At 71.6% G+C, this 15,077-nt stretch carries 10 protein-coding genes and 1 pseudogene; 4 read left to right on the plus strand and 7 right to left on the minus strand.

All coding sequences use genetic code 11. The annotated features are described in order from the left end of the window. Positions 1-617, plus strand: a 617-nt coding sequence (locus EEJ42_RS42225) for a TerD family protein (protein WP_184503527.1), incomplete at its 5' end; no start/stop codon positions are given. A gap of 631 nt (positions 618-1,248) precedes the next feature. Continuing rightward, complete coding sequence (locus tag EEJ42_RS42230) at positions 1,249-1,992, plus strand: class I SAM-dependent DNA methyltransferase (RefSeq protein ID WP_123107441.1); 744 nt, start codon at positions 1,249-1,251, stop codon at positions 1,990-1,992. A 10-nt stretch (positions 1,993-2,002) separates the two neighbouring features. On the opposite strand, the gene EEJ42_RS42235 is transcribed toward EEJ42_RS42230, so the two are convergent. From EEJ42_RS42235 to EEJ42_RS42250, 4 genes are all read right to left on the minus strand, one after another. Next, on the minus strand, positions 2,003-4,186 hold the full coding sequence (locus EEJ42_RS42235) for a WD40 repeat domain-containing serine/threonine protein kinase (RefSeq protein ID WP_184503528.1): 2,184 nt from the start codon (positions 4,184-4,186) through the stop codon (positions 2,003-2,005). Between the two features lie 102 nt (positions 4,187-4,288). Beyond that, positions 4,289-5,314, minus strand: coding sequence for an LLM class flavin-dependent oxidoreductase (locus tag EEJ42_RS42240; RefSeq protein WP_123107442.1), 1,026 nt, complete (start codon positions 5,312-5,314; stop codon positions 4,289-4,291). 54 nt (positions 5,315-5,368) lie between these two features. After that, complete coding sequence (locus EEJ42_RS42245) at positions 5,369-6,811, minus strand: alkaline phosphatase PhoX (RefSeq protein ID WP_123107449.1); 1,443 nt, start codon at positions 6,809-6,811, stop codon at positions 5,369-5,371. 177 nt (positions 6,812-6,988) lie between these two features. Further along, complete coding sequence (locus EEJ42_RS42250) at positions 6,989-8,509, minus strand: hypothetical protein (protein WP_123107443.1); 1,521 nt, start codon at positions 8,507-8,509, stop codon at positions 6,989-6,991. A 261-nt stretch (positions 8,510-8,770) separates the two neighbouring features. Between EEJ42_RS42250 and EEJ42_RS42255 the strand changes: the two genes are divergently transcribed. Next, the gene (locus EEJ42_RS42255; RefSeq protein ID WP_123107444.1) at positions 8,771-10,591 is read left to right on the plus strand and encodes an endonuclease/exonuclease/phosphatase family protein; all 1,821 of its coding nucleotides are present in this window, start codon (positions 8,771-8,773) and stop codon (positions 10,589-10,591) included. A gap of 700 nt (positions 10,592-11,291) precedes the next feature. Here EEJ42_RS42255 and EEJ42_RS42260 read toward each other — a convergent pair. Then, positions 11,292-12,194: an SDR family oxidoreductase gene (locus EEJ42_RS42260; RefSeq protein WP_123107445.1), complete on the minus strand. Its 903-nt coding sequence runs from the start codon at positions 12,192-12,194 to the stop codon at positions 11,292-11,294. 28 nt (positions 12,195-12,222) lie between these two features. Further along, entirely contained in the window at positions 12,223-12,627 is a 405-nt protein-coding gene (locus EEJ42_RS42265) for a Dabb family protein (protein WP_123107446.1), read from the minus strand. A gap of 122 nt (positions 12,628-12,749) precedes the next feature. Here EEJ42_RS42265 and EEJ42_RS42270 point away from each other — a divergent pair, with 122 nt between their 5' ends. Then, the gene (locus EEJ42_RS42270; protein WP_123107447.1) at positions 12,750-13,367 is read left to right on the plus strand and encodes a TetR/AcrR family transcriptional regulator; all 618 of its coding nucleotides are present in this window, start codon (positions 12,750-12,752) and stop codon (positions 13,365-13,367) included. A 313-nt stretch (positions 13,368-13,680) separates the two neighbouring features. On the opposite strand, the pseudogene EEJ42_RS42280 reads toward EEJ42_RS42270, so the two are convergent. Continuing rightward, positions 13,681-14,767 (minus strand): annotated as a pseudogene (locus tag EEJ42_RS42280) (IS630 family transposase). Positions 14,768-15,077 lie beyond the last annotated feature (310 nt).

Consider the following 15,077-nt stretch of genomic DNA (forward strand, 5'->3'; position numbering starts at 1 on the left):
CCCCCATGCCCACCGCTCCCCCCACTCCCCCCGCCTCGGGGAAGATCAACCTGGACAAGGGCCGGGTGAGCCTCCAGAAGAACCAGACCGTCTCCCTGGTCAAGGGCGGTCAGCCGGTGCTGTCGTCGGTGAAGATGGGGCTCGGCTGGGAGCCCGCCTTCCGCGGCGCGGACATCGACCTCGACGCCTCCGTGATCGCCTTCGGCGTCGACCGCAAGAAGATCGACGCGTGCTTCTTCGGCAAGCTGGCCATCCTCAACGGCGCGATCCAGCACTCCGGCGACAACCTCACCGGCGAGGGCGGCGGTGACGACGAAACCATCACCGTCCACCTGGGCGGCCTCCCCCCGGAGGTCACGGGCCTCGTCTTCACGGTCAACTCCTTCTCCGGCCAGAAGTTCACGGACGTGGCCAAGGCGTACTGCCGCCTGGTCGACGCCCAGACGAACGAGGAACTGGTCCGCTTCGACATCACCCACGCCGAGCCGCGGACGGGCGTGATGATGGCGAAGCTGATCAAGCAGTTCTCGGGCGAGTGGGAGATGACGGCGATGGGCGAGTACGTCGACTCGCGCACGGTGCGGGGGATGGCGAAGCCCGCGGGCAAGGCCCTCTGAGGCGTGCGGGGGCGGGTTTTCCCCCACCCCGTCCCTTCCCGAGACCGGGGACACCCCGGCCCCCGGCAGCTCCGCCCCAGGCCCGCGCCCAGCGGGCCGGGGGCGCCCGGCGGGACACTGGCGAAGCCCGAGGGCAAGCCTCTCTGAGCCCGGGGCTTTGTTCCCCTACCCCGCCCCTTCCCGAAACCGGGGGACACCCCGGCCCCCGACACCTCCGCACTGAGCAGGCCGGGGGCACCCCCGGCGGGCGGCGTGTCCGCCACCCCACCCCGGACCGAGGGCACCCCGGCCCCGGCCGCGCGCCAGGCCACGCCCGCACCGAACGGGCCAGGGCACAGGCGAATGCACCCCAAGCCCGTGCACACTAGCGGCGCCCCCACTCCCCGAACCCGCCCCAGCACCGCCCCCTCGAACCAAACCGCCGCAGGCCCGCGCGGAGAGGGCCTGCGCACGGCCGGGCCGAGTGTCCTCAACCCGAACAGCCTCGGGCACCGGCCCAGCGCGGGGGTCCGGGGCGTCCCCCGGTTTCGGGAAGGGGCGGGGTGGGGGGAACAACCACCCGGCCCCAGGCGCCCGGGGCCGGGGGAAAATGGGGCGCGATCAAGCACGCCCCCGCAGTACGGTCCCGGGCATGAGCGATGACGGGCACTTCGGAGGGCGCGTCGCGGCGACGTACGACGAGTCGGCGGCGGAGATGTTCGAGCCGGGCGTCGTGGACCCGGTGGTGGACGTGCTGGCGGGGCTCGCCGGGGACGGGCGGGCGTTGGAGCTGGGGGTCGGGACGGGGCGTATCGCGCTGCCGCTGGCGGCCCGCGGCGTACCGGTCCACGGGATCGAGCTGTCGCGGGCGATGGTGGCCCGGCTGCGCGACAAGCCGGGCGGGGACGCGATCGGAGTGACGATCGGCGACTTCGCCACCGCGCAGGCCGACGGCACGTTCTCCGTCGCGTACCTCGTCTTCAACACGATCATGAATCTGACGACGCAGGACGCCCAGGTGGCGTGCTTCCGCAACGTCGCGCGGCACCTCGCCCCCGGCGGCTGCTTCGTCATCGAGGTGACGATCCCGGAACTGCGGAAGCTGCCCCCGGGGCAGCACATCGTGCCGTTCCGCGTCGACGCCACGCGCTGGGGGTTCGACACGTACGACGTCGCCACCCAGGAGATGAGCTCGCACCACCTCGTACTCGGGGAGGACGGCCGCGCCACGTACACGCCGTTCCCCTTCCGGTACGTATGGCCCGCGGAGCTGGACCTGATGGCCCAACTCGCCGGGATGCGGCTGCGCGACCGGTGGGAGGGGTGGGCACGGGAGCCGTTCACCAACGACAGCCCCCGGCATGTGTCGGTGTGGGAGAAGCCGTCGGCCGACTGAGCTCAACCGTTCACTTGGGGGTTTTCCACAGCCGTACCGTGCGGGCCTCGCCGTCGTGGCCCGCGACGAGCCGCCCGTCCGGGCTGAAGGCCACGTCATGGATCGTGTTGTCCGCCTCCTGGGAGCCGGTCGTCAGGATGGCACGTGGTTTGCGGGCGGCCACGTTCCACAGCAGCAGTCCGTTTCCGCCGGGGACGGCGAGCGTCTTGCCGTCCGGGCTGAACGCCATGTCCTCGACCTGCGCCTGGTAGGAGTCGCTGAGGGTGGCCGTGCGGCGGCCGGCGGCCACGTTCCACAGCCGCACGTCGTCGTCGGTGCCGCCGGTTGCGAGCGTCTTGCCGTCCGGACTGAACGCCACGCTCAAGACTCCTTGGGGCGTGGAAAAGGTGGCACGTGGATCGCCTTGGCCGTACGGCTCCGGGTCACGGCCCGCCACGTCCCACAGCAGCGCCGCGTGGTTCGGGGTGAGATTGCTGCCGGAGTCGTCGCCCGCGGAGGCCAACGTCCGGCCGTCCGGGCTGAAGGCCACATCTTTGACCGGCGCGGTGGGGTTGAAGTAAGCGAGTGGCTCGTCTCCGCGGCCGTTGGTGTCCCACAGGTGCAGCGACTTGCTCTTACTGCCCGTGGCGAACAGCTTGCCGTCCGGGCTGAAGGCCACGCTTTCGCCGCCGCTGTAGAGGAAGCGGATCTGCCGGTGCTCGGCCACGTCCCACAGGGTCACCCAGCCGGTCATATTGGTGGCGGCGAGGACCTTGCCGTTGGGGCTGAACGCCACGTTGCGGATCTCGAACCCGTCATTGCCGGCGCCGTCGCGTTGAGTGAAGGTGGCTTTGGGCTTACGGCGGGCGACATCCCACAGTCGCACCTTGCCCTCGTCGCTGCCGGTGGCGAGTGTCTTGCCGTCCGGGCTGAACGCCATGCCCTGGACCTCACCGGACTTCCCGGTGGGGCCGATGGAGGCCGTGGGCAGATACGAGCGATAGGGGTAGTCGGGGCCGCGGGCGGGGGAAGAGTCGGGGAGGTAGAGGGCGATCAGGATGATGGCCAGGACGAAGATCCCGACTCCGCTGAGCACGAGGGGTAGCCCCGGGGCGGGGACGGTGAGGGGGTCCGGGACCGGCGGGTTCGCCGAGGTGTCCGCCCCCGACGGAGTCTCCCGTGCGGGGGCGTGCGCGCCCGGAGCGGACGGCGGTACGGGGGCGGCGGGCCCGGATCCGCGCGGCGACCGTGCGGTGCGTGTCTCGGCGTCGGGCGAGCCGGGGTCGTTGGGCGAGCCCGGGGCGCCGGGTGTCACGGGATCGGACCCTGACACCGACACGGCGGTACGCGTGGGGGCGTCGGCGATGCCCGTTGCGTCGGCCCGGCGGCACAGCTCGATGACCTCGGCCGGGGTCGGCCGCTTCTCCGGGTCCTTCTCCAGGCAGCGGGCAGCGATGGCACGGACGGGCTCGGGGCAGCCGTCGAGGTCGGGGGCGTGTTCCAGGACGCGGTAGATCACAGCGTGGTCGGCGCCGCCGCCGAAGGGGAGCCGTCCGGTGGCGGCGAAGTGGGCGACGCCCCCGAGGGCGAACACATCACCGGCCTCGGTGACGCTCTGCCCCCTGATGTATTCGGGCGCCATGTAGGCAGGCGTGCCCGTACGCATCCCGGTGGCGGTCACCGACGTGACGTCCGCGGCGCGGGCGATACCGAAGTCGATGACCTTGGGCCCGTCACCGGTGAGGATGATGTTGGACGGCTTCAGGTCGCGGTGGATCACCCCGGCCGCGTGGATGGACTGGAGCGCTTCGGCCACCCTGGCGACCAGCCCCAGCGTCGCGTCGACCGACAACGGCTCGCCCTCGGCCACCGCCTGCTGGAGCGACGGGCCGGGAACGTAGGCCGTGGCCAGCCACGGCTCATCGGCCTGGAGATCCGCGTCGACCACCGGCACCGTATAGAGGCCCTGCACCCGCCGGGCCGCGGCCACCTCCTGCTCGAACCGCTTGCGGAACGACGCGTCGCCCGCGTACTCGCGGTGTACGACCTTGACCGCCACCGCGCTTCCGGCGGGCGTACGCCCCAGGTAGACGCGGCCCATCCCGCCCGCGCCGAGAACCCCCTCCAGCCGGTACGGACCGGTCCGGGCGGGGTCACCGTGCCCCAGTGGGCGAGGTGGTGGCGGCGCGGCCGGCCAGCCCAGTTGTCGGGACATGCCGACCTCACCCCCGTTGGACTACCGCCCATTGTTCGAGCGAGCGACAGCGTAAACGAACCCGGCACCCCCGAAAAGATCTCTCCCCGGTTCTCCGAGGGGCTAGGCGGACACCGGGTCCCCTGCCAGGCCCGCCACCCGGGCCAGGCGCCGGTAGGAGTCGAGCAGGGCGTCGCGGTCGTACGTACTCGTCGTCACCAGCACCTCGTCCGCGCCGCTGCGCCCGATCAGCTCGTCGAGCGCGGCGGCCACCTCGTCCTCCGTGCCGTAGAGCTGGCCGCTCAGCCCCTCCTCGTAGAAGCCGCGCTCCTTCTCGGTCATGTCCAGCGCGGCGATCTCCTCCGGCGGGATGAGCGGGGGGAAGCTGCCGCGGGTGCGGGAGTGGGCCATCGCCCAGGCTTCGGGGGTGAGGAGGCGGTGCGCTTCGGCCGTCGTGTCGGCGACGGCCACGTTGCCGGATACGACGACGTACGGCGCGGACGACCACGCGGAGGGCCGGAAGCCCGCCCGGTAGCGGTCGATCGCGCGCAGCATGCGGTCCCGGCCGCGGAGGTCGCCGATGACCAGTCCCAATCCGGCCTCGGCCGCCACGTCCGCGCCCGCGCCCGTCGCCAGGACGAAGGCGGGCAGGGTCAGGCCCTCCGCGGGGTGGGCGTGGACCTGGGGGTACGTACGCTGCTCACCGGTGAACCAGCCCAGCAGCTCGGCCAGTTGCGCGCCGAAGTCCTGCGCGGCGTCCTTCTCGGCGCCCAGCGCCCGGCGGATGCCGTCGGTGAAGCCGACCGAGCGGCCGAGCCCCATGTCGATGCGGCCCGGGAAGAGGGAGGCCAGCACCCCGAACTGCTCCGCCACCACCAGCGGCCGGTGGTTCGGCAGCATCACGCCGCCGGTGCCGACCCGGATGCGGTCCGTCGCCGACGCGACGGCGGCCGCCAGCACGGTGGGCGCCGATCCGGCGACGCCGGGGACGCTGTGGTGTTCCGAGACCCAGAAGCGGTGGAAACCCAGAGCCTCGGCCTGCCGCGCGAACCGCACGGTGTCGCGCAGCGCCTCGGACCGCTCCCGCCCCTGCCGGGTGCGGGAGCGGTCCAGGATGGAGAAGGGGACGTTACGAAGCCGCGAGGTCACCTACGCGTCAACGCAGACCCCGGTCCGCGGGATTCCCCGGCTCGGCGCCTCGGCTCAGCCCTGGCGGCGCCAGGGGCCGGTGATCGCGAGCATGATGCCCGGGTCCTGGATGTTGGCGTACAGGGTCCCCCCGTCGGGCGAGAAGACCACGCCGGTGAACTCGCTGAACTCCGGCTCCTCCGCCGAGCCGATGTTCAGGTCGTTGCGCGCGATCGGGTACGTACGGCCGTCGTCCGTCGCCCCGAACAGGTGCTGGATGCCCTCGCCGTCCTCGGCGATCACCAGACCGCCGTACGGCGAGACGGTGATGTTGTCCGGGCCGTCGAACGCGCCGTCCTTCGACGGGTCCGGGTTGACGCCCAGCAGCACCTTGAGGGTGAGGGTGCGGCGCTTGGGGTCGTAGAACCAGACCTGGCCGTCGTGCTGGACCGGGCTCTCCTCACGGGCGTACGAGGAGACGATGTACGCGCCCCCGTCGGCCCACCACATGCCCTCCAGCTTGCGCGCCCGGGTGATCTCGCCGTCCTTGAACTGCTTCCGGACGGAGACCGACTTCGCGTCGCGGTCCAGCACCGGCTCCCAGTCCACGCCGTAGACCGTGCCGGTCTTGGTGGCGCGGGACAGGTCATCCACGAACTTGCCGCCCGCGTCGTAGCACTTGGGCGCCTGGAGCACGCCCGCGTCGTCCTTGAGGGTGCGCAGCTGGCCGCGGCCGTGCTCGAAGCCGTGCGGCGGGACCCAGCGGTAGAAGAGGCCGTTCGGACCGGAGGCGTCCTCGGTGAGGTAGAGGTGGCCGCGCTTGGGGTCGACGACGACTGCCTCGTGCGCGTACCGGCCCAGCGCCTTGATCGGCTTAGGGCTGCGGTTCGCCTTGCGGTCGAGCGGATCGACCTCGAACACGTAGCCGTGGTCCTTGGTCATGCCGTTCTGACCGGCCTTGTCCTCGGTCTCCTCGCAGGTCAGCCAGGTGCCCCACGGGGTGCGCCCGCCCGCGCAGTTGGTCGAGGTGCCCGCGATGCCCACCCACTCGGAGACATGGTCGCCGTGCTTGGCGACCTCGACCACGGTGCAGCCGCCGGACGCCGCCGGGTCGTAGACCAGGCCGTCGATCAGGGGGACGGGGTGCGGCCAGTCCGAGCGGGGGCCCTTCAGCTCGTGGTTGTTGACGAGCAGCGTCGCGCCGCGGGGGCCCTCGAAGGTGGCGGTGCCGTCGTGGTTGGACGGGGTGGACTCGCCGGACTCCAGCGTCGTCTCACCGGTGCGGGTGATGATCCGGTACGTGAAGCCCTCGGGCAGGGCGAGGATGCCCTCGGGGTCGGCGACGAGCGGGCCGTAGCCGAGCCGTGCGGCGCCGCCTCCCTGCTCCGCCGCGGTACCGGCGGTCTCCGTCGCCAGGGCACCGGGCGCGGTGCCGAGCACACCGGCGGTGCCGACGAGGGCGAACCCGGCCCCGGTGTACGCGGAGCGCTTCGCGAAGTCTCTTCGAGTGACGGCCATCTTCATCTCCTGAGCGGCAAGGGCCTGGCTGCGGACGCCATGCTGCGCGCTGCTGCGCACTGCGCGCATAGATTTTCGCCCTGGACCGAACAGCAGTTGAACGGAACGAGACATCGACGGACCAAACGGGCCCGTCGATGTCGCGCTATCCGCTGTCTGCCCGCTATCCGCCGGTCGTTACGCCCGGGAGCGGGCCTTGAAGGCGGCCTTCCGGGCCTCCTTCGCAGCCTTCTTGTCCGGGTGCAGCCGCCCCATCGCCTCCAGCACGTCGGCCGTCGCCGGGTGGTCCACCCGCCAGGCCGACTCGAAGAACCCGCCCGACTGGTCGACCAGCCCGCGCACCAGGTCCCGCAGCTCCTCGGAGTCGTCCTCCGTGGCGAGCTGCGCGGCCAGGGTGTCCACCGTCAGCCAGAAGACCATGGTCTCCGACGGCTCCGGGACGTCCCTCGCGCCGTGCTCGGCCAGCCAGACCCGGGCCAGCCCGCCCAGGTGGCGGTCGTCCAGCACCTCGCGCAGCGCGGGCTCGGCCGCGCCGCCGACCAGCGACAGCGTCTGCTGGCAGGTGAGGCGGCGCAGCGGGGCGCCCTCGTCGTCGCCGCGGGCGGCGGCCAGGAGCTCCCGGGCGGCCCCGTCCGGCGTACGGCGGCCCAGCCACAGCTCGGCCTCGGCGTGGGCGGCGGACTCGGGGTGGCCGGGGAGGGTGTCCAGCAGGACGTCCGCGCCCTTGTCGGCCAGGTCGCCGACGACCGGGGCGTCGACGCCCGCGTCGAGCATGCGGGAGCGGACGGCGTAGACGCCGAGGGGGGTGAGGCGGACCATGCCGTAACGGGAGACGTCCTCCTCCTCGTCCTGCGCCGCCTGTTCCCGCGCCGCCTCGGACTCGTGGAGCCGGACCTCGCCGTCGACCTCCTCGATCAGCGCCTCGTCCACCGGCTGGTAGTCGATCAGGCCGGTCGGGGCGAGCAGCCGGAACTGGTCGTCCAGCCGCACCATCGCCTCCGACACCTCTTCGAGGATGTCGTCGGTGGGCTCGTCCATGTCGTCGGGGACGACCATGGAGGCGACGAGCGCGGGCAGCGGCACCGAGCCGACGGCCGCCTCCTCGTCCATGGCGGTGAGCAGGTAGAGGTTGCCCAGGATCCCGTCCAGGAACTCGGCCTCCTCCTCCGGGTTCCAGTCGATCGAGTCGAGGTCGATCTCGCCGCCCTCGCTGATCTGGTCCACCAGGTCGCCGAGGTCGGGCGCGGCGGCGTCGGCGAGGACGGTCTCGAAGCCGTCGAGCCAGATGTCGAGGACGTCCTGCGGGCTGCCGCCCGTGATCAGCTGGAGCTCCTCGCCGCTGGTCGCGGTGGCGGCGGGCTCGCGCTCGCCGTCGGCCGCGGTGTCGTCGTCCGTGTCATCCGCCGAGTCCCCCGCCGCGGACTCCTGGATCGCGACCAGCCCGGTGTCGACGGCCAGCTGCCACGCCTGGGCGGCGTGCTCGGCCCCGTCCTCGTCCGCCGCGAGGTCCAGCAGCTCCACCGCCGCCCGCAGATCATCCGCCGACAGCACGCCCCCCGACGCCACCGGCTTTCCGGGCTCGGCCCAGCGGGCGAGCCGTACCGCGCGGGCGAGAAGCGGCGCGGCGAGCGCGTCCCGGGCCAGCTCCGCTTCGCTGCGGAGCCGCACGGGCGGCATGGTGGGGCGGTCTTCTGGCATATGCGGAAGTCTCCTCGGCGGATGGCGGTACGGAGGGCACGGGGCGCACGGCCCGACCCCCCAGCGTAGACGGAACGCGGGGGCAGTTTCGTCCCGATGTGGCCGCCCGCCGCGTTCACCCAGCCGTTCGTGTGTCTGTTCATCCGCTGGTCCGGGGCCGTACATCTGACCACTCTTGACAACTCTCGTACGGAGACAAGAGATTGACGCGCGTAGAGGCCACCCTGTCCCTCTGTTCACTCCGCACCGGAGGCCACCACCATGTCCCCACTCGCCCGGCGTACGTCCGTCACCGTCACCGTCACCGCCATCGCGGCGGGCCTGCTCGTCGGCCCGTCGTCCGCGTTCGCCGCCCCGGCCGCGGACGCGGCCCGCATCCACGACATCCAAGGCAGCACCCGGATATCCCCGCTGGCCGGGAAGCAGGTGACCGACGTCCCCGGCACGGTCACGGCGGTGCGCTCCTTCGGCTCGTCGCGCGGCTTCTGGATCCAGGACCCCCGGCCGGACGACGACCAGGCCACCAGCGAGGCGATCTTCGTCTTCACCGGCTCCACCACCCCGTCCGTCGCCGTCGGGGACGCGGTCCTGGTCAGCGGCACGGTGAGCGAGTACTACCCGGGCGGGGCGTCGGCCGGCCTCCAGTCGCTGACCGAGATCTCCAAGGCGAGCTGGACGGTCCGGTCGCAGTCGGGTGACCTGCCCGCCGCCTTCCGCCTCAACCCGTCCACCGTCCCCGACCGGTACGCCCCCGACGGTTCCCTGGAGGGCCGGACGCTGCGGCCGCGTTCGTACGCCCTGGACCGGTACGAGTCGCTGGAGGGCATGCGGGTCTCGGTCGCCGACGCGCCCGTGGTCGGCGCGACGAATACGTACAAGGAGCTGTGGGTCACCGCCGAGCCGCGCCACAAGCGCACCGCGCGCGGCGGCGCCCTGTACGACACGTACCGCGACCCGAACGCGGGCCGCCTCAAGGTCGCCTCCCTCCTCCCCTACGCCGAACACCCCTTCCCCGTGGCCGACGTCGGCGACAAGCTCACCGGGACGACGGCCGGGCCGCTGGACTACGACAACTTCGGCGGCTACACGATCGCCGCCGGCGCGCTGGGCACGCTGGACGACCGCGGGCTCACTCGGGAGCGCACCCGCAAGCAGAAGTCCGGCGAACTGTCGGTCGCCACCTACAACGTCGAGAACCTGTCCCCCAAGACCGCGCAGTCGAAGTTCGACCGCCTCGCGTCCGGCCTGGTCGACAACCTCGCCTCGCCCGACATCGTCGCCCTGGAGGAGGTCCAGGACGACAACGGCGCCACCAACGACGGCGTCGTGAGCGCCGAAGCCACCCTGAAGAAGCTGACCGAGGCCATCGCGGCCGCCGGAGGCCCTTCTTATGCATGGCGGCAGATCAACCCGGCCGACGACCAGGACGGCGGCGAGCCGGGCGGCAACATCCGGGTCGCCTTCCTGTACAACCCGAAGCGGGTCTCCTTCACCGACATCCCGGGCGGCGACGCGACGACGCCGGTGAAGGTCGTTCAGGACGGCGGCGAGGCGGCCCTGTCGGCCTCCCCCGGCCGCATCGAGCCGGGGGACGAGGTGTGGAAGGACAGCCGCAAGCCGCTGGTCGGGCAGTTCGCCTTCCGGGGCCGCCCGGTGTTCGTGGTCGCGAACCACTTCAACTCCAAGGGCGGCGACCGGGGCCTCGACGCCCGCGTCCAGCCGCCCGCGCGGTCCTCGGAAACCCAGCGCACGGGCCAGGCCGCGGCGGTCAACACCTTCGTGAAGTCCCTGCTGGCCGCCGACCCGAAGGCGGCGGTGGTCGTCGCGGGCGACCTCAACGACTACCAGTTCTCCCCGGCGCTGTCCGCCCTGACCAAGGGCGGCGTCCTGACGGACCTGGTGACGAGGCTGCCGCGGGGTGAGCGGTACGGGTACGTCTACAACGGCAACTCGCAGGTGCTGGACCACATCCTGACCAGCCGGGCGCTGCGCGGCCCGGACTACGACATCGTCCACATCAACGCGGAGTTCGCCGACCAGTCCAGCGACCACGACCCCCAGGTGGTCCGCCTCCGCCCCTAGCCGGTTCCTGACCCCCATCCCACCGGGGCTCCGCCCCGAGCCTCGTCAGCGCGCCCGACGCGCGGCCTTCCGCCAACGCCCGAGGCGGGGCGTGCCCCGGTGCGGCTCCGCGGTTGTTCCCCCACCCCGCCCCTTCCCGAAACCGGGGGACACCCCCGGCCCCCAGCCTTCAGACCGGCTGGCCGAGAGCGCGGTCAGTGCCCGGGGAGGCACGCCTCGGCGCGGCTGGAACCGGGGCCGCACTCGGGGGAGGAGGCCCGGGATGTCGGATGGGCCAGGCGGGCCCCGGCGCGAGCGCGTCCGGCGCGGCCGAACCGCAGCCGGAGCGGAGCCGCCCCGAGACAGGCTCGGGAGGTCGGCCAGGCCAGGCGGGCCCGGCCAGAGCGGGGGGGGGACGCCCCTGACCCCAAGACCCCGGACCACCAACCCCAAGGGCGCGGCCAACACCCGGCGAGGGGCGCGCCCCGGCAACAGCCGGAACCGGGGCCGCACCCGACCCCACCCGGGGCCAGGCCCGGGATGTCTACCGGGCCAGGCGGGCGGGCCCCGGCGCGAGCGCGTCCCGACGCGGCCGGAACCGCAGCCGCCCCGGGGCAGACTCGAGAGGTCGACCAGGCCAAGGGCCCTAGTTGTGCCGTGACCACGAATGTTCACGGTGTCGGCGGCCATGCCGTCGGCCTGCCGGTGTGGCGGTGGGAGTTCAGCCGACCTCGTTGCGGACGGCGGTGTCGAGGTCGGTGGCGGTCAGGCCGAAGGTCTCGGTGGTCTCCGTCGCGTCCATGTGGAACGGCGCGTACCACTGGTAGTCCATCTCGGCCATCTCGCGGGCGATCGGCACGATCAGCCCGGCCGTACGCGTCACGGAGCGCGGTATCTGGATTAGTTTGATCGGTGGCCGGCCTGCCGCGACGGCGTAGCGCCGCGCCAGCTCGCGAATGGTGACGGCCGGCGCGGACGGCACGTGCCAGGGTCGGCCCCACGCGCGTTCTTCCGAGGCCAGCGTGATGAGGGCCTGTGCCATGTCGCCGTTGAAGGTGAAGGTGTGCGGCATGTCCAGGTGGCCGGTGATCCAGGCCGCTTTTCCCTTCTGCAGGGCCGACTTGATGAGCAGGGAGTAGATGCCGTTGGCGTCCTTGCCGATGTAGTCGGAGCCGCGGACCTCGACGGTGCGGATCCCCCCGGCGAGGGCCTGTTCCCACATGCGTCTGCGCAGGCGGCCCTTGTGCCCGGTGGCGGCCATGGGGGTGTGTTCGTTCATCCGGCCGCCGGGCTGCGGACCGTAGGCGTAAAGGCTGCCGGTCAGCGCGAGGACGGCGTCGTTCGCCTTGGCGGCGGTGATGGCCGCCGTCTGCAGGGGCGGCAACAGGCGCTCCCACACCGTGTATGAGGGTGGATTGGCGCAGTGGTAGATCACTTCCGCGCCGCGGGACAGCTCGGTTAGGCGGGAGGGGTCGGACGCGTCCGCGGCGACCCGGTCGACCAGCGGGTGCTCGGGGCCGGAGCCGCTGCGGGTGACGATCCGGACGCTCTCGCCGCGCTCGGCGAGCAGACGAGCGACGTTGGTACCGATGGAACCGGCACCGATGATGACGTGCTTGGCCATGACGGTTTCTCCTTCTCCGGGGTATCGGTCAGTCGTCCACGCCGGAGCCGGTGTAGGTGGGCACGTCTGCGAGCATGCCGGCGATCTGCGGGTTGAGCTCGTTGCGGCGCCGGTGCAGTTCCTGGATCTTGGCGTTCAGGTCAGGGTCGTCGTCGTCACTGACGTCGAAGATCTCCAGCCGTTCGACCAGGTGCAGCCCGAGGTGGTCGGTCTGGTAGGTGGTCGGGTGCGTCAGGTAGGCGAAGAGCCCGTCGAGATGTTCGACGACGAACACCGCGCCGTACGTGTAGTCGCCGCCGTGGTCGCGGCCGACGACGAAGGACTTGATGGCGGGATTCGACCGGCCCTGATTGCGCCAGCTCTCCAGCACCCCTTCGATCTGCTCAGGCGTCACAGTGGCCTTCATCGTGACTCTGTTGATGTGGTAAATCATGACTTACTACTCGTTCCTAACGTCGTTATAATTCCTAACGGCGTTAACTATGACGCGCGGCGCCGGCGCGGTCAAGGCGGTGACTAGTGTTCGAGGACACCATCGAAGCGAAGTGACGGACCATGCCGACCAGCACGAGACGGGCCCGCGAACGGGCGAACACCCGGGAGCGGATCATCGAGGCCGCGCTGCACGTCCTCGAGACCGAGGGCATCGCGGCCCTGACGATCCGGCGCATCGCCACCGATGTCGAATATTCCGCGCCCGTCGTCTACCAGCACTTCGCCAACAAGGACGCGCTCGTACTGGAGCTGGTCGCGCACGGTCACCGCCTGATGCTGAGCGAGTTCCGCCAAGCCGCGCAGGAGCCCGATACGGACCGGCGCATGACGCGCATTGCGTCGCAGTACATCCGGTTCGCCGGCGAGCACCCCCACCTCTTCCAGGTCATGAACGACCCGATGGTCGACGCGGACGAACGCCGGCGCGTCGCGGAACCGGTCATCGACGTCCTCAAGGAGCTGCTCACCTCCTGGTCGGCTGCACACGACGTGGTCCTGGCCGATTTCGACCAGGCTTGTGAGATCCTCTGGGGCACGCTGTACGGCATCGCGTCGCTCAGTTACCTCGGCAGCGTCGGCAACGATCGCGCCCGCTACCTCGCCGAACAGGCGCTTCGCACGATCCTCCTCGGCTGGCGAACCGAGACGCCGGCGAACGGTCGACCGGCGAGCAGCTAGGTGCTCTGACCGCTGTGGTTCGCCGGGTTTAGAGGGAGGACCGGACTGTTCGTCGAGATCGTCTTCGTGGGGCTGCCGATCGATCGTGACGACGTCGAGGAGGCTCTGGAGACGGCGTTCGAGCTCGACGGCGAGGTCACCGGCGCGGGCAGCGGCATGGGTCGTTGCCATTTTGACCTTGAAATCGCGGAGAGCCGGACACGACCGCGGCCCTGGAGCGGCTCCGGGCGGTGCTGTCCGAACTGGAGTCGCGGACTGCGCGACGTTGAACGTCAGCGAATGATCAGGCCGCCGTCCTCGCTCGTCCGCCCCATCAGATGCCCTTCTCACTGCGGCTGCGGGCGCGCTCTCGACGCTGGGCGGCAAGGACGTCGGGGTGGCGGGCGTTGGCGTTGCGCCAGCGGAGATAGGCGTGGAGGGCCCGGGTCTGTGTGGTGTGGTTGCGGTGGTTGGAGTTGGCGATGGTGAACTGTCGCAACGGCCCGAAGTGGGCCTCGATCGGGTTGGCCCAGGACGCGTAGGTCGGAGTGAAGCACAGCTCGACCCTGTTCTTCTTCGCCCAGCGGCGGATGGTGTCGCCCTTGTGGGCGGACAGGTTGTCCAGGATGACGTAGATCGGGGCGCCGTCCGGGCGAGCGGCCCGGATCGACCTGAGCGCGGCCAGGGTAGTCGCGGCGCCCTTCTTGCGACGGTTGACGCCCCACAGGGTGTCGTCGCCGATCGAGTAGCAGCCGTGGAAGTACCTCACTCCGTGAGTGCGGTGTACGTCGCGGGATGGCGCTCGGGGTGACCAGCAGCAGCCCAGCACGCGCCAGCGGCGGGCCGGATACCAAGCGGGCCGAACTCGTCGAACGCGAACACCCGGTCAGGGAAGCGTTCCAGCACGTGCTCGATGCAGTCGAGCTTGGCGTCGCGCTCGGGGTCCGGTGACTCCTTCCAGGTCTTGGTGCGCTGGAAGGTGCTGCCGCGGCGGGCGAGCAGGCACCGTAATGCCTCGCGGCCGATCCGGACCACGCGGCCGTGCACTTTCCGCAGGTAGGTGGCGAGTTTGCGGATGGACCAGCGGGTGAAGGGCTGGCCGAGCTTGGTGGGGCGGGTGGTGGCCGTCTGGATGACGAAGTCCTCGTCGTCAGGACTGAGCAGGCGGGGACGGCCTCCCGCCCACTGAGGATCCAGGCAGGCCAGGCCGATCTCGTTGAACCGATGGATCACGTCCGGACGGTGTCCTCGTTGGCCTGCACCAGCTTCGCGATCACCGGCACCCGGTTCCCGCCGGCCGAGGCCAGCAGCATCATCGCCCGCCGGAACCGCACCGAACTGGTGCTGCCCCGGCGCACGATCTGCTGTAGTTTCTGCCCCTCCTGATCGGTCAACCTGCGCACACGGACAGGCTCTGCCACCACACCCCCAGCGGTCGGGACGGACGTCAGTGCACATCCAACCGCCACGACCACCGACCCGGTGAACCTACGCGGTCAGAGCACTAGCCGAAGCGGGAGAACACCCCCGGCCCCAAGACCCCGGACCACCAACCCCAAGGGCGCGGCCAACACCCGGCGAGGGGCGCGCCCCGGCACAGCCGGAACCGGGGCCGCACCCGACCCCACCCGGGGCCAGGCCCGGGATGTCGACCGGGCCGGGTGGGCCCCGGCCGGAGCCGAGGGGGACGCTCCCGCCCCAGCCCTCAGACCGCCGGCCCCGAGGACGGCC

The organism is Streptomyces botrytidirepellens, assembly GCF_003721215.1.
Taxonomy (GTDB): domain Bacteria; phylum Actinomycetota; class Actinomycetes; order Streptomycetales; family Streptomycetaceae; genus Streptomyces; species Streptomyces himastatinicus.